Here is a 22,682-nt window from a genome sequence, read left to right on the forward strand (position 1 = left end):
TGCATATCAGATGCATACGGGTGGCCGGGGCGCATTCGGGCAACCGTCGTCGACCGCTGCCCGTAGAAGCCTTCTGCGGCCTACTGTTGAGGTGTGCGCCTGCCGTGCCCGGCTGCGGTTGGGGCATCCCCTGCTCCGCGAGAGTCTGGGGAAGGGTTTTCAGACGCGGTGCCGTTGGCAGTTGTCGCCGGCAACGGGCCGCGTGGCGTGGGCACCGCCGGCTGTGAGAGGGACGGGAATGGAACCGACCGAGAGCGCCGCCCCGGACTCACGGCTGCGCCTGCGCCGGATGACCGGCGCGTGGATGGCCGGCCTCCGGACGGGGCGTCCGTCGGAGCGCCCCGGCACGGGCGGGCAGGGCTCCGCACCACCCCTCACCGTAGCCGCCCCCGCCCCGGGTGCCGGCAGGCTCGCCGCAGGGCGTGGCGGAGGCCCGTCCGGTCACGAACCCGAACGGCACATCTCCTGGCCCACGCTGCCCGCCGCGGTCGTCGGGGTGGCCGCGTTCGTCCTCGGCGGCGGCTTCTACCGGGCGTTCGGCGGCCACCACGCCCTCTTCCCGTCCGGCGCGGTCGGCTGGTCGCTGGCGGTGCTGGCCGGCATCATCGTCGGCCATCTGGTCGCTCTCGGCCGCGCCCGCTGGTGGGGCGGCACGGGCTCCGGCGCCGCGCTCACCCTCGCGGTCCTGCTGCTGTACGGCTGGGTGGCCGCCGGGATGGTCAGTCTGACCGTCGTCGTGCTGGTCGGCGCCGCGCGCCGAGGCCGCTGGCGCCAGGGGGTGTTGCACGGCGCGGTCGACATCCTCGGCATCGGCGCCGGAGCGCTGGTCCTCGCCATGTTCGGTCGGGTGCCGTCCGTGGAGGCGCCCTGGAACCCGGAGAGCTGGAACTTCTACGCCGCACCCGAGGTGGTGCTGGTCGCGACCGCCTATCTCGCGGTCACGCGCGTCCTGCTCTGGTACCTGCACGCGCCGGGCACCCGGGGACTGCCGACCGCCACCCGCACGGCGCTGGTCCGGCAGGGCCTGGTCGCCGTCGCGCTGCTCGGTATCGCGCCGCTGATCTGCGTGGTCGCGATCGCCCAGCCGATGCTGCTGCCGCTGTTCTCGATCCCCCTCATCGCACTCGACTCCACCCTGTGGATCGCCCGCGTCCGGGCCGAGGAGCAACTGCGCGACCCGCTGACCGGGCTGCCCAACCGCCAGTGGCTGCTCGAACGGACCTGGACGGCTCTGGACGATGCCGAGCGCATCGGCGCGCGTTCCGCCCTGATGCTGATCGACCTCGACCGCTTCCGTTCCGTGAATGACACGTTGGGGCACCTCGCCGGTGACCGGCTGCTCCTTCAGATAGCCGACCGGCTGCGGCTGGCACTGCCGCGCGGGGCGGAGGCCGCGCGGCTCGGCGGGGACGAGTTCGCCGTGTTACTCCCCGTCGCCGACTCCACCACGTCGGCCACGCGGGTCGCCCGCAACCTCGTCGCCGCCCTCGGCTCGCCGCTCGACCTCGACGGACTCACCCTCGTCCTGGAGGCCAGCGCCGGGCTCGCCGTCTTCCCCGACCACGCGCTGGACGCGGAGGGGCTGCTGCGGCGCGCGGACGTGGCGATGTACCAGGCCAAGCGGGACCGCACGGGGGTGGAGGTCTACGAGTCCAAGCGGGACTCGAACACACCGGACCGGCTCGGTCTGCTGGGGGATCTGCGCCGGGCGCTGGAAGCCGGTGACGTCGAACTGCACTACCAGCCCAAGGTCCGCTTCGACGGTCAGGTGGCCGGGCTCGAGGCGCTGGTCCGCTGGGTGCATCCCGAGCGGGGGAAGGTGCCGCCGGACGAGTTCATCGCGATCGCCGAGTCGTCCGGACTGATGCCGCACCTCACCGAGTACGTGCTGGAGACGGCGCTCGCGCAGGTCGCGCGGTGGCGGGCGCAGGGACTGCACGTACCGGTCGCGGTGAACGTGTCCCCGCGGGACGTCCACAGCCCCGGTTTCGCGGGCTCGGTGGCCGCGCGGCTCGCCCGGCACGGGGTCCCGGCGGGGGCGTTGCAGCTGGAGATAACGGAGCATGTGCTCCTCGAGGACCCGCAGCGGGCCGCGGACACGCTGGCCGGGCTGACCGGGCACGGCGTGAAGATGTCGCTGGACGACTTCGGTACGGGGTACTCCTCGCTGGTGCATCTGCGGCGGCTGCCGGTGAGCGAGCTGAAGATCGACCGGTCCTTCGTCGCGCGGCTCGCCGTGGACAACGAGGACGCGGCGATCGTGCGCTGCACCGTCGATCTCGCGCATTCGCTGGGGCTGCTCGTCGTGGCGGAGGGTGTCGAGGACGACGAGACGTGGGAGCGGTTGCGGGATCTCGGGTGTGACGCGGTGCAGGGCTGGCTGGTCGCGGCGGCGATGCCTCCGGAGGAGGCGACGGCGTGGCTGCTGGCGCGGGGGTCGCGCGGCTGGCAGCGGCCGCGTGCCGCGCTGCCGGCCGCCGAGTAGTTCCGGCGGTTCGTGGGGCTTCGTCGCCATCGGCGTCTGTTTGTCCGTTGTGGCCGGCCGCGCAGTTCCCGGCGCCCCTGACGGCGCGCCGCGGTCCCGTCCGTCAGGGGCGGAGGCAAACCCGGGCGCGGGCATCGGCCCCGGACCCATAGGATTGGCCCAAACCACACACTCTCACCCAGAGGATCGCTGCATGCCTGGCATCACGCGCGAGGAGGTCGCCCACCTCGCACGGCTGGCGCGTCTGGAGCTGAAGGCCGAAGAGCTCGACCACTTCGCCGGCCAGCTCGACGACATCATCGGCGCGGTCGCCCGCGTCAGCGAGGTCGCCGACCAAGACGTACCGCCGACCTCTCACCCGCTGCCGCTGACGAACGTCATGCGCGCGGACGAGGTCCGTCCGTCGCTCACCCCCGAGCAGGCGCTCTCCGGCGCCCCGGCCCAGGAGCAGCAGCGTTTCAAGGTGCCGCAGATCCTGGGGGAGGACTAATCACCATGACGGACACCAACGTCAACATCATCAAGCTGACGGCGGCCGAGATCGCCGCGAAGATCGCCGCGGGCGAGCTCACGGCCGTCGCGGTCACCGAGGCCCACCTCGCCCGGATCGAGGCCGTCGACGAGAAGGTGCACGCCTTCCTGCACGTCGACCGCGAGGGCGCGCTCGCGCAGGCCCGCGCCGTCGACGCCAAGCGGGAGCGGGGCGAGAAGCTCGGCCCCCTGGCCGGTGTGCCGCTCGCGCTCAAGGACATCTTCACCACCGAGGGCATCCCGACGACCGTCGGTTCGAAGATCCTCGAGGGCTGGATCCCGCCGTACGACGCGACCCTCACCAAGAAGCTGAAGGCCGCCGACGTCGTCATCCTCGGCAAGACCAACATGGACGAGTTCGCCATGGGGTCCTCCACCGAGAACAGCGCCTACGGCCCCACCGGCAACCCCTGGGACCTCACCCGTATCCCCGGCGGCTCCGGCGGCGGGTCGAGCGCCGCGCTCGCCTCGTTCGAGGCGCCCCTCGCCATCGGCACGGACACGGGCGGCTCCATCCGCCAGCCCGCCGCCGTCACCGGCACGGTCGGCGTCAAGCCGACGTACGGCGGGGTGTCGCGGTACGGCATGGTCGCGTTCTCCTCCTCCCTCGACCAGGGCGGCCCCTGCGCCCGTACGGTCCTGGACGCCGCGCTGCTGCACGAGGTCATCGCGGGCCACGACCCGCTCGACTCCACCTCCATCGACGCCCCGGTCCCGCCGGTCGTCGAGGCGGCCCGCAACGGCTCCGTCGCCGGCATGCGCGTCGGTGTCGTCAAGCAGTTCCGCGGCGAGGGCTACCAGGCCGGTGTCGTGCAGCGCTTCGACGAGGCCGTCGCCCTGCTGGGGGAGCTCGGCGCCGAGATCGTCGAGCTGGACTGCCCGTCCTTCGACCTGGCGCTGGCGGCGTACTACCTCATCGCCCCGTCCGAGTGCTCGTCGAACCTCGCCCGCTTCGACGCCATGCGCTACGGCCTCAGGGTCGGCGACGACGGCACGAAGTCGGCCGAGGAGGTCACCTCCCTCACCCGTGAGGCGGGGTTCGGCCCCGAGGTCAAGCGCCGCATCATGCTCGGCACGTACGCGCTCAGCTCCGGCTACTACGACGCGTACTACGGCAGCGCCCAGAAGGTCCGTACGCTCATCACGCGCGACTTCGAGAAGTCGTTCGAGAAGGTCGACGTCATCGTCTCCCCGACGACGCCCACCACCGCCTTCCCGATCGGCGAGCGCGCCGACGACCCGATGGCGATGTACCTCGCGGACCTGTGCACCATCCCCACCAACCTGGCGGGCAACGCCGCCATGTCGCTGCCCTGCGGTCTCGCCCCGGAGGACAACCTCCCGGTCGGTCTGCAGATCATCGCCCCCGCGATGAAGGACGACCGTCTGTACAAGGTCGGCGCCGCCGTCGAGGCCGCCTTCGTGGAAAAGTGGGGCCACCCGCTGCTCGAGGAGGCTCCGTCGTTGTGAGTAAGGCTCTGACCAAGGCCAAGGGCTTCAAGAAGTCCAAGTCCGGCACGTACCTGTCCATCGCGAGCACCGCGTTCGGTGCGATCGGCGTCGCCAAGCAGGCCAAGAAGGCCCGTACGGAGCACGACACGCTGCGCCTCATCGACGCGGCCGTGTCCGCCGCCGCCATCGTCACCGGCCTCGCCATCCTCTACCGGGAGCTCAGGCGCCTGGGCGACGACGACGTCCTGCTGGGCTGAGAGGGAAGTTTTCACCGTGACCACCACGACCGACGAGCTGGTGTCGTACGAGGACGCTCTCGCGACGTACGACCCCGTCATGGGCCTCGAAGTCCATGTCGAGCTCGGCACCAAGACCAAGATGTTCTGCGGGTGTTCCACCGAGTTGGGCGCCGCGCCCAACTCGCAGACCTGCCCGACCTGCCTCGGCATGCCCGGCTCGCTGCCCGTCGTCAACGCGACCGGCGTCGAGTCCGCCATCAAGATCGGTCTCGCGCTGCACTGCGAGATCGCCGAGTGGTGCCGCTTCGCCCGGAAGAACTACTTCTATCCGGACATGCCGAAGAACTTCCAGACCTCCCAGTACGACGAGCCGATCGCCTTCGACGGCTACCTCGACGTACAGCTGGAGGACGGCGAGGTCTTCCGCGTGGAGATCGAGCGCGCCCACATGGAGGAGGACACCGGCAAGTCCACCCACGTGGGTGGCGCGACCGGCCGTATCCACGGCGCCTCGCACTCCCTGCTCGACTACAACCGCGCGGGCATCCCCCTCATCGAGATCGTCACCAAGCCGATCGAGGGTGCGGGCGAGCGCGCTCCCGAGGTCGCCAAGGCGTACGTCGCCGAGCTGCGCGAGCTCATCAAGGCGCTCGGCGTCTCCGAGGCACGCATGGAGCAGGGCCAGATGCGCTGCGACGTGAACCTGTCGCTGCGCCCGCACGGCCGCGAGCAGTTCGGTACGCGCTCCGAGACGAAGAACGTCAACTCGTTGCGCTCCGTGGAGCGTGCGGCCCGCTTCGAGATCCAGCGGCACGCCGCGGTTCTCAACAGCGGCGGCACGATCATCCAGGAGACCCGCCACTTCCACGAGGACACCGGGTCCACGACCTCGGGCCGCGTGAAGGAGGAGGCCGAGGACTACCGGTACTTCCCGGAGCCCGACCTCGTCCCCGTCGCCCCGTCCCGCGAGTGGGTCGAGGAGCTGCGCGCGGGTCTGCCCGAGCAGCCGCTCGCGCGTCGCAACCGCCTCCGTGAGGAGTGGGGTGTCTCGGCGCACGACATGCAGTCGATCCTGAACGCCGGTGCCATCGACCCGATCGTCGCCACGATCGAGGCCGGTGCGGACGCCGCGTCCGCCCGTAAGTGGTGGATGGGTGAACTGGCGCGCAGCGCCAACGAGTCGGGCAAGGCCCTGGAGGACCTGCCCATCACCGCGGCGCAGGTCGCCCGGGTGGCGCAGCTCGTGGCCTCCGGAGATCTGAACGACAAGCTCGCCCGCCAGGTCATCGAGGGCGTGCTCGCGGGCGACGGAACCCCGGACGAAGTCGTCGACAAGCGCGGTCTGAAGGTCGTCTCGGACGAGGGTGCGCTGACCGCCGCCGTCGACGAGGCCATCGCCGGCAACCAGGGCGTCGCGGACAAGATCCGCGGCGGCAAGGTGGCCGCGGCCGGCGCCCTGGTCGGCGCGGTCATGAAGGCCACCCGTGGCCAGGCCGACGCGGCCCGCGTCAAGGAACTCATCCTGGAGAAGCTGGGCGTCAGCGAGGGCTGAGTACCCGTCACGTACCCACCTGGGGGGATGCATCGGCTCCGATGCATCCCCCAGGCGTGCCCGGGCCGCTTGGTGCGACAGAGTTCATCGGATTGTCGTGTGAACTAACTCGCACTCTCCTGAGCAGGCCCACGAATGAGATGAACGGTCGCTTCTGGCTGCAAGAGTGATGACGTATTCGTCATGCGTTCTTTGCGGGCAACTCCCGGTAAAGATCCATAGATCACTCAGGGAGCTCGTCCGTTGGCAGCCCTTGCACGCTGGTGTGTACGGCACCGCCTCGTCACCGTTCTGCTGTGGCTCCTCGCCCTCGGCGGGGTGAGCGCCGCCGAGGCCGTCGCGGGCTCCGCGTACTCGAACAACTACGAGGTGCCCGGCACCGAATCGGGCCGCGCCGACCGGCTTCTGCGGCAGGGCTTCCCCGGTCTCGGCGGCGACAGCGACACCGTCGTCTGGCGCACCGGCCCCGGCACCGTCCGCTCCGCCGCCGTCGAACAGACCATGACCCGCGCCCTCGACGAGATCGCCGCGCTGCCCGGCGTGGCCTCCGTCGTCAGCCCCTACGAAGGGCAGGGCACGGGCCGGATCAGCGGCGACGGGCGTACGGCGTACGCCACCGTCACCTTCGACGACCAGGCCGACAACCTCTCCAGGAGCGAGGCACAGGCCGTCGTCGACGCCGCCAAGGCCGCCGAGACCGACGGGCTCCAGGTGGAGTTGGGCGGCAGCGCCATCGGGCTCACGGAGTCCTCCGGCGGACACCTCGCCGAGGTCGTCGGCGTGGTCGTGGCCGCCGTGGTGCTCTTCCTCGCCTTCGGCTCGCTCGCCGCCTCCCTGCTGCCCATCGCCACCGCCCTGGTCGGCGTCGGGACGGCGTACGCCTCGATCGTGCTCCTGGGGCACGCGATGACGGTCGCCGACTTCGCGCCCATGCTCGGCATGCTGATCGGCCTCGGCGTCGGCATCGACTACGCGCTGTTCATCGTGACCCGGCACCGGCGCGGGCTGAAACGCGGGCTCGCCGTGGCCGAGGCGGCCCGCAACGCCGTCGCCACCACCGGCCGTGCGGTCGTCTTCGCGGGCGCCACCGTCTGTATCGCCCTGCTCGGCATGCTCATCCTGCGGCTCAGCTTCCTGAACGGTGTCGCGATCGCGGCCTCCTTGACCGTGGTCCTCACCGTCGCGGCCTCCGTGACCCTGCTGCCCGCCCTGCTGTCCTTCATCGGCCCGCGCGCCCTCAGCCGACGTGAGCGGCGCAGGCTGTACGAGCACGGGCCCCAGACGGAACTCCCCACCGGACTCGCCGCCCGCTGGTCGGTGTTCGTGGAGCGCCACCCCAAGCTGCTCGGCGCGGTCGCCGTGGTCGTCATGGCGCTACTCGCGCTGCCCACGCTCTCGCTCCACCTCGGCACCTCCGACCAGGGCAACAACCCCAGGTCGGCGACCACCCGGCAGGCGTACGACCTCCTCGCCAAGGGCTTCGGGCCGGGCGTGAACGGGCCGCTGACCCTGGTCACCCACGTCGGCGGCGCCGAGGACAGACTCGCCCTCGACAGCCTGGACAGCACGCTCCGGGCGACCGCCGGGGTCGCCTCGGTGACCCCGGCGGCCTACGACACCGGGGGCGACGCCGCGTACCTCACCCTCGTCCCGGACTCCGCGCCGCAGTCCCAGACGACCAGCGACCTCGTGGACCGGCTGCGCACCGAGGTGCTGCCACGCGTCGAGGCGGGCAGCGGGCTCGACGTGCGTGTCGGCGGGGTGACGGCGAGCTACGACGACTTCGCCGCCGTCATCGTCGGCAGACTGCCCCTCTTCGTGGGCGTCGTGATCGGTCTCGGCTGCGTCCTGCTCCTGCTCGCCTTCCGCTCGCTCGGCATCCCGCTGAAGGCAGCCGTGATGAACATCGCCGCCGTGGCCGCCGCGTTCGGGGTGGTCGTAGCGATCTTCCAGTGGGGCTGGGGGAGCGAGCTGCTGGGCCTCGGCCGCGCGGGTCCGATCGAGCCCTTCCTTCCCGTGATCATGGTGTCGGTCCTCTTTGGGCTCTCCATGGACTACCAGGTCTTCCTGGTCAGCCGGATGTACGAGGAGTGGCTGGAAACCGGAGACAACCGGCGTGCCGTCCGGGTCGGGCTCGCCGAGACCAGCAGGGTGATCAACTCCGCCGCCGTCATCATGATCTCGGTCTTCCTCGCCTTCGTGCTCAGCGGCGACCGCGTCATCGCGATGTTCGGCATCGCCCTCGCCTCCGCCGTCGCTCTCGACGCCTTCGTCCTGCGCACCCTCCTGGTCCCCGCCCTCATGCATCTGCTCGGCGGCGCCAACTGGTGGCTGCCCCGCCGGCTCGACCGGTGGCTGCCGCGCGTCAGCGTCGAACCGCCCGAGTGCCGCGCCGCCCATGAGAGGCTGGCCGCCGCGACGGACGCCGAGGTGGCGGACGTACTGGAGGACGAGCTGGAGAAGGAGCGGCAACGGGATGTACGCGATATCCCTGGGTGACGACGGCGCGGAACTGCGGCCCCTGGAGCCCTGGCACGCGGAGGAGTTCCTCGCGCACCTGGACCGGGGCAGGGAGTTCATCGGGCAGTACATCCCCTTCGGGTCCAAGGCCACGGACGTGCCCTCCGCGCGGGAGACACTCCAGCGGTACGCCGACCTGCGCGCCGCCGACACCGGGTCCCTGCACGGCCTGTGGCTGGAGGGGAAACTCGTCGGCGGGGTGCTCTTCCTGAACTTCGACGCCGAGCACGGCAACTGCGAGGTCGGCTGCTGGCTGGAACCCGCCGGCACCGGACGCGGTCTGGTCACCCGGGCGATGCGGATCCTCATCGACTGGGCGGTCGAGGAGCGCGGGATCCATCGGGTGGAGTGGATAGCCGCCTCCGCGAACGTACCGAGTGTGAACGGCGCCCGGCGGCTCGGGATGACCCGGGACGCGGTGCTGCGGGAGAGCTACCCCCACCGGGGCGTACGCCTCGACATGGAGGTCTGGTCGGTACTCGCGCCCGAGTGGCGGGCGGCACGCGCGCGTGAGCAACGATGATCTCGGCCGCCGCTCGCAACGATCATTAAGAGACTTCTCAGACTCCGTCCGTACGGTGCGGGTCATGGGAACCAAGACAGTTGACGAAGCCGTGGACGCGAACGGCACCGAGGCAAAGAGCGACGAGGAGACCGTGAACGCCACGAAGACCGACGAGGCGCCGGACTCCGAGGTCGAGGAGACCGGCAACGCCGAAGCCGAGGACGCCGAGGACCAGGACGACCTCGACGCCGAGGCCCTGGAGGGCGAGGACACCCCCGAGGCCGAGAAGGGCACCCCCGGGGTCGGCCAGGGCGCCGCCGCCGTCGTCTCCGCGGGCCTTGGCGTCGTGTCCCTCACCGGCAGCTGGGTCGCCACCGTGGCAGCCGCCCGCGAGACCCTCGTCGGTCAGCTGGGAACCTCCTCGACCGCGAGCGTCGCCAAGCAGGTCAAGGAGGTCTACGGCGACGCGTGGGCGACCACCGCGCTGGTCGGCGGCCTCTTCGCGCTGGCCGCGTTGATCGTCGGCGTCGTGGTCCTGGTCCGGCCCGCCTTCGGGGCCCCCGGCAAGCCGCAGGCCGCCTGGATCAAGTCGGTCGCCTGGGCCGGCGTCTCGCTCGGCGTGATCGGCCTGGTCCTCGCCGTCGCCAAGTACTCCGACATCATTCTCGGACTGCCGTCCACCAGCTGAGACCACGACTGAATCCCCGGCCGATTCCCCGGCTGGATCTCCGTACCTCTGAGGGGCCTTAGGGCCGCCGTAAGCCACTTACGGCGGCCCTAAGGCCCTTCGCGTGCGCAAGATGCGGAACTCTCCCGATGTGACGCACCCCCCTGGGAGACGAAGGTTGAGGCATCGCGGAAAGCGATGACGACACCGACTCCTCACGAGGGACACGACATGTTCGAGTACGAGCTCCAGCAGATGCGATCCAACGAGCTGATCCGCGAGGCACAGGACCACCGCCGGGCACAGGAAGCCCTCCGTGGCCGTCGCGCCGCCGCGCGCGAGTCCGGGCAGAACGACCCGGAGGGGCAGGCGCATAGCCCGCGTCCCCGCCGGCACCGGTTCGCCCGCGCCGCATGAGCGCGGGGGCGGGGGCGGCCGTACGGGGGTCGGCCGCCTCCCGGTGAGCGGTGACCGCCGCGACCCGGCGACGGTCGCCCGTCACACGAAGGGGGCGACGGTCGCCCGCTCGATAACCAGTGCCGCACTGTCAGACCCCTGTGCGATGCTCGGGCCTGTGGAAACCAGGTCCGTCAGCCCGGTGTTCGTCGGCCGCACCGACGAACTCGGCGTCCTGCACGACGCGCTCGCCCGTACGGTCACTGGGGGCACCTCCCAGGCGCTGAGCACGGGGGGAGAGCCGCAGGCGTTGCTGCTCGGCGGTGAGGCCGGGGTCGGGAAGACCCGCCTGCTCGAGGAGTTCGCCACCGCGGCCGTCCGCGAGGGCGCCGTCTTCGTGAGCGGCGGCTGTGTGGAGATCGGCGCCGACGGGCTGCCCTTCGCCCCGTTCTCCACCGCCCTGCGCGCCCTGCGCCGACTGCTCCCCGACGAGCTCGCCGCCGCGGCCGCCGGACAGGAGGACGAGCTGGCCCGGCTGCTGCCCGAGCTGGGCGAGACCGGCCGCGGCGGCCGACCCGACGAGGAGGGCATGGCCCGCCTCTTCGAACTCACCGCCCGCCTCCTGGAGCGCGTCGCCGCCGACCGCACCGTCGTCGTCGCGCTCGAAGACCTGCACTGGGCGGACGCCTCCACCCGCCACCTGCTGGCCTACCTCTTCCGCACCCTGCGCAGCGGCCGCCTCGTCGTCATCGCCACCTACCGCGCCGACGACATCCACCGCCGCCACCCCCTGCGCCCCCTGCTGGCCGAACTCGACCGCCTCCGCACGGTCCGCCGCATCGAACTCGGCCGCTTCAGCCGCGCCGAGGTCGGCCGTCAGATCGCCGGCATCCTCGCCCACGAACCCGACCCCGCCCAGGTCGACGACATCTTCGAACGCTCCGACGGCAACGCGTTCTTCGTGGAGGAGCTCGCCGTCGCCGCCCACCAGGGCTGCCGCACCGGGCTCACCGACTCCCTGCGCGACCTGCTCCTCGTCCGCGTCGAAGGCCTCCCCGAGAGCGCCCAGCGCATCGCCCGGATCGTCGCCGAGGGCGGCTCCACCGTCGAGTACCCGCTGCTCGCCGCCGTCGCCCGGCTCGCCGAGGACGACCTCATCGAGGCGCTGCGCGTCGCCGTCGGCGCCAACATCCTGCACGCCTCACCCGGCGGCGACGGATACCGATTCCGCCACTCCCTGGTCCGCGAGGCCGTCAGCGACGACCTGCTCCCCGGTGAGCGCTCCCGTTTCAACCGCCGCTACGCCGAAGCCCTGGAGGCCGACCCCACTCTCGTCCCGGCCGACGAGCGCGCCACCCGCCTGGCCAGTTACTGGTACCACGCGCACGACGCCGCCAAGGCCCTCCCCGCCGTCCTCGACGCCTCCGTCGAGGCCCGCCGCCGACACGCCCACTCCGAGCAACTCAGGCTCCTGGAGCGCGCGATGGAGCTGTGGGAGGCCACCCCCGAAGCCGTACGGGACGAGCTGCGCCCCATCGATTACGTGGAGGTCTTCCCCCCTGTGGCTGCGACCCGGCCACCACCCCCCTGCGCTACCTCGACCTGATGGCCGAGGCCGCCGTCGCGGGCCGGCTGTGCGGGGAGCGCGAGCGCGCCCTGAAGATCACCAAGCGGGCGCTGCGCGTCCTGGAGGACGAGGACGACCCCCTCCGTGCCGCCTGGTTCTGGATCCAGCGCTCCCGCCTGGTGCAGGCACAGGCCCGCGGGGACGGCTGGACGGAGCTCGCCACCGCCCAGGACCTGGTGCGCGGCCTGCCGCCGTCGGAGGTGCACGCCGAGGTGCTCTCCATGGTCGCCGCCTGGTGCAGCCTGCACGAACCGGGTCCCGGCGCCCTCTCGGCAGCCGAGCGCGCCGTGGAGTACGCGCGCATGGTGGGCGCCCGGGACATCGAGCTGAACGCCCGGCTCACGCTCGGCGGCCTGATGGTCGACGCGGGCGACGTGGAGACGGGCATCGCGGAGATGTACGAGGTCAAGGAGCGGGTGCTCCGGCACGCCCCCTCCATGGTCACGGGGCGCGTCCACATCAACCTGCCCTCCCACCTGGAGTCCGTCGGCCGCTCCCGGGAAGCGGTCACGGTCCTGCGTGAGGGCATCGAACTCGCCCGTAAATCCGGGCTGTTGGACACCGAGGCCTGGGTGTGGGGCAACCTCTCGGAGTCGCTCTACGCGCTCGGCCGGTGGGACGAGGCCGTCGAGGCCGCGCGCAACGCGCTGGGTGTCGGGCTCAGCGGCAAACCGTCCGGCAGCGGTGCCATGCGCCTCGCGGACCTCGCGCTCGCCCGCGGCGACCTCGCCGAAGCGGCACGCCAACTCGCCGCCGCCCGCGCCCACTTCGGCACCCACGACCCCATGCCGCAGCACTCGCTGCCCCTGGTCCGCACCGCGATCGGCATCGCCGCCGGAGAGGGCCGCCTCCTCGACGCCCGCGCCGCCCTGGAGGACGCCCTCGACGCGGGCTTCCCACCCGGCACCCAGCGCGACGGCTGGCCGCTGCTGCTCGCCGCCGCCACCGCCGAGGCCGACGCCCGCGGACTGCCCGTCGCAGAGGCGGGCCGCGCCGGGATCCTGGAGCGGCTGCGCACGGCCGCCAAGTCCCTGGCCACCGGAGCGCCCGTCTGGCTCGCCCACGAACAGTGGGTACGCGCCGAGCTCCGCCGCGCCGAGGGCACGGCCGACCCGCACGAGTGGTCCGAGGCGGTCACCGCCTTCGAACCGCTGGAGCGCCCCTACGACCTGGCCCGTGTCCGGCACCGCCTGGCCGAGTCCCTGCTGATCGCGGGCGCCGACGAGGACGACCGGGCCCGCGCCACGGAGCTTCTGCGGCTGGCCGGGGCGGCGGCCGGCCATCTCGGCGCCCGCCCGCTCGCCGACACCGTCGCGCTCCTCGCCCAGCGGGCCCGCCTCGCCCTGGGCCGCGCTCCCGAGCCGTCGGCCCCGGCTCCCGCCGACCCGGCCGAGGCCCTCGGCCTCACCAGCCGTGAGCGCGACGTCCTGCGCCTGGTCGCCGCCGGCCGCAGCAACCGCCAGATCGCCGAGGAACTCTTCATCTCCCCGAAGACCGCCAGCGTCCATGTCTCGAACATCCTGGCCAAGCTGGACGTCTCGGGCCGGGGGGAGGCGGCGGCGCTGGCGCACCGACTGCGGTTGTTCCCCCAGGAGGCCCCCACGGCCCGGGCGGCGGGCTGAGGCATACGCTGGCAGGGACCCGGGCCGAGGGAGGCGCCGTGTTCAACATGTTCGAGGAGCTCTTCGCACCAGGCCGCAAGCACACCAACGACGAACGCAAGCGGCTCGAACTGAGCCGTGTGGACCTGAACGACGGTGACCCGGGCCGCGGCCCCATAGACCTGACCTCCGGCAAGGTGGTCGTACGGCTGCCCAAGCGGGAGCGAGACCAGGAGCGGGAGGGCGGGCAGGAGGGGGACACGGGGGAGGAACCCGTGTCGGAGCCGGACGAGTCCTGAGGCCTGGCGCCTACTTCACCTCCAGCTCCAGAATCCTGTCGTCGCCCTTGCCGGGGCTGCCGCGGCCGTCCGTCTCGCTCGTCACGAGCCAGAGCTTGTCGCCGCCCGCCGGGACCACCGTGCGCAGCCGGCCGTACTCGCCCTTCAGGAAGGCCTGCGGGGCGGCGGCGGCCTCCGTGCCCTTCAACGGGATGCGCCACAGCCGTTGGCCGCGCAGCCCCGCCATCCAGATGGAGCCCTCGGCGTAGGCGATACCGCTCGGCGAGGCCTGGTCCGTGTGCCACTGGGCGACCGGGTTGTGGTACTTCGGGTCGTCGCTCCTGCCCTCGACCACCGGCCAGCCGTAGTTGTCGCCCGGCTTGATCTGGTTCAGCTCGTCCCAGGTGTCCTGGCCGAACTCGGACGCCCACAGCCGCTGCTTGTCGTCCCAGGCGAGGCCCTGCACATTGCGATGGCCGTACGAGTAGACCACCGAGTCGTCGAAGGGGTTGCCGGGCGCCGGGTCGCCGTCCGGCGTCATCCGCAGGATCTTGCCGCCGAGCGCCTTCGTGTCCTGGGCCTGCCCCCGGTCACCCGTCTCGCCCGCCCCCGCGTACAGCATCCGGTCGGGTCCGAAGGCGATCCGCCCACCGTTGTGGATCATCCCCTTGGGGATGCCCTTGAAGATCGTGTCCGGCGCCCCGAGCTGCTCCCCGGACGGCTTCTTCTCGTCGTACAGCATGCGGACGATGCGGTTGTCCGAGGCCGTCGTGAGGTACGCGTAGATCATGTGGTCGGAGGCGTACGTGGGGGAGAGCGCGATGCCGAGGAGGCCGCCTTCGCCGGCGGGGGCCACGCCGGGCACCTGGCCGAGTTCGGTCTTCTTGCCGGTCTTCTCGTCGACCCGGGTGATCGTCCCCTCGTCCCGCGAGGACACCAGCAGGCCGCCCTCCGGCAGCGGCGCCAGGCCCCAGGGCGACTTGAGGTTCTCGGTGACGGTGCGCAGCACCTTCACCGAGCCCTTGGCCGGCGCGGCCGTCTCGGTGGCCCGCGGGGCTGACGACGCCCCCGTCCCCGTACTACCGCTCGACGACGGGCTCAGGCCGCCGATCGGCGCCCCTCCTCCGCCACCGGAGGAACAGCCGGCCGTCACCACCAGCGCTGCCGCGGCCAACACGGCCTTCATCACTCGACGTTGCACGATCAGAGGTCCCTTCGACGCGGCGGTCCTCCTGTTCATACACCGCGCGAGCCCCAGGGGTTCCCGAACCCGAACACCCGGTCCCTCCGGAGCGGGGCGGCCTCAGTCCCAGGATCCCCGCGCCCCCGGCAGCGCCGCCACCTCCGCCAGGTCCTCCGCCGTCAGCCGCAGCCCCGCCGCCCCGGCGTTCTCCGTGACCCACCGTTCCCGCTTGGCCCCCGGCACCGGGACCACGTGCCGTCCCTGGGCCAGCACCCAGGCCAGCGCCACCTGGGCCGGCGTGACCGTGTTCCCGAGCAGGCCGTGGCGCCGGGCGATACGCCGCAGCCCGACGACGAGGGGCTGGTTCGCGGCCATCATCTCGGCCGTGAAGCGGGGGTGGCGGGCGCGCAGGTCATCGGGCTCGAACCCCTCGCCGGGGGTGAGGGTGCCGGTCAGGAAGCCGTTGCCCAGGGGCATCGCCGCCAGGAAGCCCACCCCGCGCGCCGCGCACCACGGCAGCAGCGCGTCCAGCGCCTCCGTCGACCACACCGACAGCTCCGCCTCCACCGCGCTCACCGGGAAGACCTGCTGCACCCGCTCCAGCTGCCGGATCGTTCCGTCGTGCAGCCGCGCCCCCGCACGACGGGCGGACCTGGCGCCCACCGCGCACAGCCCGAGCGAGCGCACCTTTCCGGCCGACACCAGGTCGGCCATCGCGCCCCACGTCTCCTCGACCGGAACCTCCGGGTCCGCGCGGTGCAGTTGGTACAGGTCGATCACATCGGTCTGGAGGCGGCGCAGCGAAGCGTCGCACGCCCGCCGCACATAGCCGGGGCGCCCATTGGCCACGATGTGCTGCTCGCCCACCAGCAGCCCCACCTTCGTCGACACGAAGGCCTCGGAGCGCCGCTCCTTCAACACCCGCCCCACCAGCAGCTCGTTGGTGAACGGCCCGTACATGTCGGCCGTGTCGAGCAGCGTCGACCCCCGGTCGAGCGCCGCGTGCACCGCGCGCAGCGACTCCTCACCGCGCTGTCGCGAACAGGTGTACGCCCAGCTCATCGGCATGCACCCGAGCCCGATCGCCCCCACATCGAGCGTTGCCGCGCCGATCGTCCTGCGCTCCACCTGGCCCTGACCCTCCTTCTTCCGGCACCCCAACCTAACCTCTGCGCGACCAGGCACCTGGCATAGCCTCCTGAGCATGACTTCCGATGTGTGGCTTCCCTTTCACGCCGACGAGATCGAGGGCCTCCCCGAGGGCCTGAGCTACCGCTTCTGGGACGGCGACCAGGAGTTTCCCGCGGATCCCGCGGACTGCGAGTTCTACGTCGTCCCCTATATGAAGGCGCCCGGCGTCGGGCAGCGGCCGCTGGCCGAAATGACCTCCCTGCGGGTCGTGCAGACTCTCTCCGCCGGGGTCGACCACGTTCTGCAGGGAGTGCAGTCCCTGCCCCCGGGTGTGCAGTTGTGCAACGCGCGCGGAGTGCACGAGGCGAGTACGGCCGAGCTCGCGCTCACACTGATCCTCGCCTCGCTGCGGGGTGTCCCCGGCTTCGTACGGGCGCAGGACAAGGGGGAGTGGCACTCCGGATTCCATCCGGCGCTGGCCGACAAGTCCGTACTGATCGTGGGCTACGGCTCGATCGGATCTGCGATCGAGGACCGGCTCACGCCCTTCGAAGTAGCGCGGGTGGCGCGCGTCGCGCGCTCCGAGCGCACCACGGCGCGCGGTCCGGTGCACCCACTCACGGAACTGCCCGCACTGCTCCCCGAGGCCGACATCGTGGTGCTCTCCACGCCCCTCACCGACAGCACACGGGGCCTGGTGAACGCCGAGTTCCTGGCCGGGATGAAGGACGGCGCGCTGCTGGTGAACGTCGCCCGCGGGCCCGTCGTCGACACCAAGGCGCTGCTCGCCGAGCTGGACAGCGGGCGCCTCACCGCGGCCCTCGACGTCACCGATCCGGAGCCGCTGCCCCAGGGACATCCCTTGTGGCAGACGCCCGGCGTGCTCATCAGCCCCCATGTCGGCGGCCCCACCTCCGCGTTCCTGCCGCGCGCCAAGCGGCTTCTGACCGCGCAGTTGAGTCGTTTCGTGAACCGGGAACCCCTGGGCAACGTGGTCCTGACGACGGGCGCGTAGCCGGCTTTGGACACCCTCCGCAGTCCGGCGGATGCGGGCGGTGTCCGCACCGCCGCTGATCGTCACGGAGCGTAGAGGCACTATGTCCCTGAGTGACGAGACTGGTGTATCGTCCCGACAGGGGCTGCGCCGCGCACCGTTCGGCGCCGGGGATGGACATTCGGACTGCGAGGGGGGCGACGGGCGATGCACGGCCTATGGACCAACGATCCGACGCGGCGGGGCCGCCGACGACCCTGGCGCGCGGCCACGCGCAGACGCGGCCACAGCGGCCATGGTGGTCACGGTGGCCCTCACCCACGCGGGCACAGCGGTCGCAGAAGGCATGCGCACCCAGCGCACACGGGCCAGCGGGACCCCGCGCGGACCAGGTGGACCCGGTGAGCTCCCCCGGGGCGCTGCTGTCCCGTCGGCCGTTGTACCGCGCTGGGACGGGCCTGATTCCGCAACTCGTGCTGGTCCTGGTGTGCGCGGGCTACGCCTTCGGATCCGCGCTCGGCTGGGGCTCCGCGGGCCTCGCGCTGTTCATGGGCGACTTCGGGTTGAGCGCCGCCGCGGGCACCGCCGCGGTCTCCTGCTTCCTCTACGCCCGCAATCGCCGCAGCCGCTTTCGACCCGCGTGGCTGCTGTTCGCGCTCTCCTCCACCATGGCCTCGCTGGGCAACGGAGTCTGGGGGTGGTACGAGGTCGTCCTCGACCGCCAGGTCCCGAGTCCCAGCTACGCCGATCTCTTCTTCCTCTGTTTCGCTCCGCCCGCCATCGTAGGACTGCTCGTGCTAGCCAAGAGGCCCGTGACCAAGGCGGGTTGGGTCTGCCTGGCGCTCGACTCCTGGCTGATCGGCGGTTCCCTGCTCACGCTGTCCTGGAGCCTCGCGCTCGCCCAGGCGGCGAAGTTCGACGGGCCGAGCGTCGCGCACACCGCGCTCTCGCTGGCGTACCCGCTGCTGGACATCGCCCTGGTCAGCATGGTGCTCGCGCTGCACTTCAGGCGTTCGTCGGTGAACCGCTCGGCGGTGAACACCGCGATCGGCGCGCTCGCCCTGACCGTGATGTGCGACGCCCTGTTCACCTCGCCCCTCCTGCACAACAACTACCACTCCGGGCAGCTCCTCGACGCGGGCTGGTTCGCCGGGTCACTGCTCCTCGCGTACGCCCCCTGGGTCGGTCCCCGACCCGGGCAGCCGGTCGCCGACGGTCACGGCATGGAGGAGTCCGGTAGGGACGGGCACGCGCGCGTGGCGCACGAGCACATCCCGGGGCCCCGCCAGGGCGGACCAGGGATCACCCAGGGATCTCAGGGGTCTCAGGGATCTCAAGGGCATCAGGAACCTCCGGGGTCCCAGGAGCCCCAGGACGGTGGCCACAACCGGTACCCGACCACCCGTCCGATCGCCGGATCGCTGGCCGCACTCACGCCCTACCTGGCCGCCGCCGTGTGCACGCTGGGCATTCTCTACAACGTCCTGAACGGCCGCAGCGTCGACCGCGTCGTGCTCATCACGGCCGGCCTCGTCGTACTCGCCCTCGTGGTGCGCCAGGGCATCATGCTGCTCGACAACATCACCCTCACCCAGGAGCTGGCCCAGCAGGAGAACCACTTCCGCTCCCTGGTGCAGGGCTCCAGCGACGTCATCATGATCGCCGCACCGAACGGCATTCTGCGGTACGTCAGCCCGGCCGCCGCCGGGGTCTACGGCCGCAACGCCGAGGAGCTCGTCGGCTCCGAGCTCGCCTCCCTCATCCACCCCGAGGACCTCGGGTGCGTGGTGCACGAGGTGCGCCGCTTCCTGGCCGCAAGCCACCTGGAGGAGCCCACCACCCGCATCGAGTGCCGCTTCAAGTCCGGCGACGGCGGCTGGCTCAATGTGGAGTCCACCGTCAACCGACACCACGGCGGCCTCATCTTCAACAGCCGTGACGTGACCGAGCGGGTCCGGCTCCAGGCGCAGCTCCAGCACAACGCCGAACATGATCCGCTCACCGACCTGCCCAACCGCGCGCTGTTCACCCGGCGCGTCCAGCAGGCCCTGTCCGGCCGCCGCTCCACCGACCGCGGCGCCGCGCTGCGCGGCACGGCCGTCCTCTTCATCGACCTCGACGGCTTCAAGGCCGTCAACGACACGATCGGGCACCAGGCGGGCGACGAGCTCCTCGTCCAGGCCGCCCGCAGACTCCAGGACTCGGTGCGGCAGGGCGACACCGCCGCCCGCCTCGGCGGCGACGAGTTCGCGGCGCTCATCGTCAGCGACGGCAGCCGCGACCGGGGCGCGCGCGAACAGCAGATCCTGGAGCTCGCCGACCGGCTGCGGATCAAGCTCTCCCAGCCGTACGTCATCGGCGGCAACGATGTCCGCGTCGCCGCGTCCATCGGCGTCGGCTTCGCCGAACCCGGCTTGGGCGCGGGCGAGTTGCTGCGCAACGCCGACCTCGCCATGTACCGGGCCAAGGCGGCGGGAAAGGGCCGCGTCGAGCTGTACGCGCCGCAGATGCAGCAGGACGTCGTACGCAAGGCGGAGCTGGCCACCCGGCTGCGCTCCGCGCTCCAGGACGGCGAGTTCGCACTGCTCCACCAGCCCGTGGTCTGCCTCGGGAACGGCCGGATCGTGACGGTCACCGCCCAGGCCCGCTGGCGTTCCTCCCAAGGGGTGCTCTTCACGCCGGCGGAGTTCCTGCGCGTCGCCGAGGACAGCGACAAGACCGCCGAGCTGGGCCGATGGATGCTCGAGGAGGCGGTCGAGCAGGCCGTCGAGCGGGCCGCCGCGGGTGTCACGGTGCCCGTCGCCGTGCGGATGAGCGCCCGGCGTCTGCTGGACCGCTCGATGCCTCTCGGCTCCGTGGAGGCCCTGCTGACCCGGCACGGGCTCGCCTCCGGTTCCCTGATCGTCGAGCTGGCCGACACCGACCCCAGGGTCTCCCTGGACGAGCTGGAGCGGCGGCTGAACGCGCTGCGACGGCTCGGCGTCCGGATCGCCCTGGACGGATTCGGCAGTGGCTACGCGGCCATCACGACGCTCAGAAGGCTGCCCGTCGACGTACTGAAGCTCGACCGGGGCCTCGTGGAGGGTGTCGTCGAGTCCGCCCGGCTGCACAAGATCACCAGCGGGCTGCTGCGGATCGCCACCGACCTCGGGCTGCAGTCCGTGGCCGACGGTGTGGACCTGCCCGAGCAGGTCGTCGCCCTGCGTGCGATGGGCTGCACGCACGGACAGGGCATGGCCTTCTCGGGTCCGCTCGACGAGTACCGGCTGCGCAGAGCGCTGTCCTGCGGCCACTACCCGGTGCCGCACGGCCCGGCCGAGCCCGCGTTCGCGGGCGGCGGCGCGGGGGTGTATACGAGTGGTGTGCCCGCAGTTTTCGGGGGCGGTACGGCCCTCCGCTCACATAATGAGACTCCCGTCCCACCCACTTGACAGTCAGTGCGTGCCGGGGGGAGGGTCAATGCCATGCGCACCCGAATTCTCGTACTTGGAAAGCGCGTCGGCTGAAGCTGGTGGCCACCGGACGGACCCGGAACACTCAGCGACCGCACCCGGCGCGCTCCCCTCGCTTGCCTCACGGCACGAGGGGTTTTTTGTTGCACAGGCACCAGTCGTACACCGCACAAAACTCGCAAAAACCCTCAGCATCGAGAAGAGAATGCCGATGACCGAGCAGGCCACCGGGGCCCATCACCCGCAGCCGCGGCCCCGTTCCGGAGGACAGCAGTCCGCCCCCGAGCACGTCACGGGAGCGCAGTCCCTCATCCGCTCGCTTGAGGAGGTCGGGGCCGAGACGGTATTCGGCATTCCCGGCGGCGCGATCCTTCCGGCGTACGACCCGCTGATGGACTCCACGCGTGTGCGGCACGTGCTCGTGCGGCACGAGCAGGGCGCGGGTCACGCGGCCACCGGTTACGCGCAGGCCACCGGCAAGGTCGGCGTCTGCATGGCGACCAGCGGCCCGGGTGCCACCAACCTGGTGACGCCGATCGCGGACGCGCACATGGACTCGGTGCCGCTCGTGGCGATCACCGGGCAGGTCGCGTCCAAGGCGATCGGCACCGACGCCTTCCAGGAGGCGGACATCGTCGGCATCACCATGCCGATCACCAAGCACAACTTCCTGGTGACCAAGGCCGAGGACATCCCGAGGACGATCGCGGAGGCCTTCCACATCGCCTCCACCGGCCGCCCGGGCCCCGTCCTCGTCGACATCGCCAAGGACGCCCTCCAGGCGCGGACCACCTTCCAGTGGCCGCCCACCCAGGACCTGCCCGGCTACCGCCCGGTGACCAAGCCGCACGCCAAGCAGATCCGCGAGGCCGCCAAGCTGATCACCCAGGCCAAGCGGCCCGTCCTCTACGTCGGCGGCGGCGTCCTCAAGGCCAAGGCCACCGCCGAGCTGAAGGTCCTCGCAGAACTCACCGGAGCGCCCGTCACCACCACCCTGATGGCGCTCGGCGCATTTCCCGACAGCCACCCGCTGCACGTGGGAATGCCGGGCATGCACGGTGCGGTCACCGCCGTCACCGCGCTGCAGAAGGCCGACCTGATCGTCGCCCTCGGAGCCCGCTTCGACGACCGCGTCACCGGCAAGTTGGACAGCTTCGCCCCGTACGCCAAGATCGTCCACGCCGACATCGACCCGGCCGAGATCGGCAAGAACCGCGCCGCGGACGTCCCGATCGTCGGTGACGCCCGCGAGGTCATCGCCGACCTGGTCCAGGCCGTGCAGAAGGAGCACAGCGAGGGCCACGCCGGCGACTACACCGCCTGGTGGAAGGACCTCAACCGCTGGCGCGAGACCTACCCGCTGGGCTACGAGCAGCCGGACAACGGCTCCCTGTCCCCGCAGCAGGTCATCGAGCGCATCGGACAGCTCGCCCCCGAGGGCACCATCTTCGCGGCGGGCGTCGGCCAGCACCAGATGTGGGCCGCGCACTACGTCCAGTACGAGCAGCCCGCGACCTGGCTGAACTCCGGCGGCGCCGGAACGATGGGCTACGCGGTCCCGGCCGCGATGGGCGCCAAGGCCGGTCAGCCGGGCAGGACGGTCTGGGCGATCGACGGTGACGGCTGCTTCCAGATGACCAATCAGGAGCTCACCACCTGCGCCCTGAACAACATCCCGATCAAGGTCGCCATCATCAACAACGGCGCCCTCGGGATGGTCCGCCAGTGGCAGACCCTCTTCTACAACCAGCGCTACTCCAACACCGTGCTGCACTCCGGCCCGGACGCGGACGGCAAGCAGCCGAGCGCCGGCACCCGCGTCCCCGACTTCGTGAAGCTGTCGGAGGCCATGGGCTGCCACGCGATCCGCTGCGAGTCCCCCGAGGACCTCGACAAGGTCATCGCGGAGGCGAACTCGATCAACGACCGCCCCGTCGTGGTCGACTTCATCGTGCACGAGGACGCCATGGTGTGGCCGATGGTCGCCGCCGGCACCTCGAACGACGAGATCATGGCCGCCCGGGACGTCCGCCCCGACTTCGGCGACAACGAAGACGACTGAGACCGAG

General features: G+C 71.6%; 15 protein-coding genes and 1 pseudogene. 14 read left to right on the top strand and 2 right to left on the bottom strand.

The features are described 5' to 3' along the window. Positions 1 to 238: 238 nt before the first annotated feature. From AAFF41_RS32775 to AAFF41_RS32825, 11 genes and pseudogenes are all read left to right on the top strand, one after another. Positions 239 to 2,485, top strand: a complete 2,247-nt coding sequence (locus AAFF41_RS32775) for a putative bifunctional diguanylate cyclase/phosphodiesterase (RefSeq protein WP_319747057.1) — start codon at positions 239 to 241, stop codon at positions 2,483 to 2,485. 193 nt (positions 2,486 to 2,678) lie between these two features. Beyond that, on the top strand, positions 2,679 to 2,975 hold the full coding sequence (gatC, locus tag AAFF41_RS32780; protein ID WP_010984178.1) for an Asp-tRNA(Asn)/Glu-tRNA(Gln) amidotransferase subunit GatC: 297 nt from the start codon (positions 2,679 to 2,681) through the stop codon (positions 2,973 to 2,975). A 5-nt stretch (positions 2,976 to 2,980) separates the two neighbouring features. Then, positions 2,981 to 4,486: an Asp-tRNA(Asn)/Glu-tRNA(Gln) amidotransferase subunit GatA gene (gatA, locus tag AAFF41_RS32785; RefSeq protein ID WP_054234588.1), complete on the top strand. Its 1,506-nt coding sequence runs from the start codon at positions 2,981 to 2,983 to the stop codon at positions 4,484 to 4,486. After that, positions 4,483 to 4,725, top strand: a complete 243-nt coding sequence (locus AAFF41_RS32790) for a hypothetical protein (protein ID WP_054234587.1) — start codon at positions 4,483 to 4,485, stop codon at positions 4,723 to 4,725. The genes gatA and AAFF41_RS32790 overlap by 4 nt, the downstream gene beginning before the upstream one ends. Before the next feature lie 16 nt (positions 4,726 to 4,741). Further along, positions 4,742 to 6,259, top strand: coding sequence for an Asp-tRNA(Asn)/Glu-tRNA(Gln) amidotransferase subunit GatB (gene gatB / locus AAFF41_RS32795; RefSeq protein ID WP_319747059.1), 1,518 nt, complete (start codon positions 4,742 to 4,744; stop codon positions 6,257 to 6,259). A 243-nt stretch (positions 6,260 to 6,502) separates the two neighbouring features. Continuing rightward, positions 6,503 to 8,758: an MMPL family transporter gene (locus AAFF41_RS32800; protein WP_343325078.1), complete on the top strand. Its 2,256-nt coding sequence runs from the start codon at positions 6,503 to 6,505 to the stop codon at positions 8,756 to 8,758. Continuing rightward, positions 8,736 to 9,302, top strand: a complete 567-nt coding sequence (locus AAFF41_RS32805; RefSeq protein WP_319747063.1) for a GNAT family N-acetyltransferase — start codon at positions 8,736 to 8,738, stop codon at positions 9,300 to 9,302. The genes AAFF41_RS32800 and AAFF41_RS32805 overlap by 23 nt, the downstream gene beginning before the upstream one ends. A 64-nt stretch (positions 9,303 to 9,366) precedes the next feature. Next, on the top strand, positions 9,367 to 9,972 hold the full coding sequence (locus AAFF41_RS32810; RefSeq protein WP_319747065.1) for a hypothetical protein: 606 nt from the start codon (positions 9,367 to 9,369) through the stop codon (positions 9,970 to 9,972). 210 nt (positions 9,973 to 10,182) lie between these two features. Then, positions 10,183 to 10,368: a hypothetical protein gene (locus AAFF41_RS32815; RefSeq protein WP_319747067.1), complete on the top strand. Its 186-nt coding sequence runs from the start codon at positions 10,183 to 10,185 to the stop codon at positions 10,366 to 10,368. 145 nt (positions 10,369 to 10,513) lie between these two features. Next, positions 10,514 to 13,596, top strand: a pseudogene (locus AAFF41_RS32820) (helix-turn-helix transcriptional regulator). A 38-nt stretch (positions 13,597 to 13,634) separates the two neighbouring features. Beyond that, positions 13,635 to 13,874: a DUF6191 domain-containing protein gene (locus AAFF41_RS32825; RefSeq protein ID WP_319747071.1), complete on the top strand. Its 240-nt coding sequence runs from the start codon at positions 13,635 to 13,637 to the stop codon at positions 13,872 to 13,874. A 10-nt stretch (positions 13,875 to 13,884) separates the two neighbouring features. Here AAFF41_RS32825 and AAFF41_RS32830 read toward each other — a convergent pair whose 3' ends face one another. Beyond that, complete coding sequence (locus AAFF41_RS32830; protein ID WP_319747073.1) at positions 13,885 to 15,039, bottom strand: PQQ-dependent sugar dehydrogenase; 1,155 nt, start codon at positions 15,037 to 15,039, stop codon at positions 13,885 to 13,887. Between the two features lie 117 nt (positions 15,040 to 15,156). Beyond that, positions 15,157 to 16,164 carry an aldo/keto reductase gene (locus tag AAFF41_RS32835; RefSeq protein WP_343325079.1) on the bottom strand — a complete coding sequence of 336 codons (1,008 nt, stop codon included), beginning with the start codon at positions 16,162 to 16,164 and terminating at the stop codon, positions 15,157 to 15,159. 76 nt (positions 16,165 to 16,240) lie between these two features. Between AAFF41_RS32835 and AAFF41_RS32840 the strand changes: the two genes are divergently transcribed. From AAFF41_RS32840 to AAFF41_RS32850, 3 genes are all read left to right on the top strand, one after another. Further along, entirely contained in the window at positions 16,241 to 17,182 is a 942-nt protein-coding gene (locus AAFF41_RS32840) for a 2-hydroxyacid dehydrogenase (protein WP_319747077.1), read from the top strand. Between the two features lie 380 nt (positions 17,183 to 17,562). Then, positions 17,563 to 20,592 carry a putative bifunctional diguanylate cyclase/phosphodiesterase gene (locus tag AAFF41_RS32845; protein ID WP_343325080.1) on the top strand — a complete coding sequence of 1,010 codons (3,030 nt, stop codon included), beginning with the start codon at positions 17,563 to 17,565 and terminating at the stop codon, positions 20,590 to 20,592. 226 nt (positions 20,593 to 20,818) lie between these two features. Next, positions 20,819 to 22,675, top strand: a complete 1,857-nt coding sequence (locus AAFF41_RS32850; protein WP_319747081.1) for an acetolactate synthase large subunit — start codon at positions 20,819 to 20,821, stop codon at positions 22,673 to 22,675. Positions 22,676 to 22,682: the final 7 nt, after the last annotated feature.

The organism is Streptomyces mirabilis (genome assembly GCF_039503195.1).
In the GTDB taxonomy this organism is placed as follows: domain Bacteria; phylum Actinomycetota; class Actinomycetes; order Streptomycetales; family Streptomycetaceae; genus Streptomyces; species Streptomyces mirabilis_D.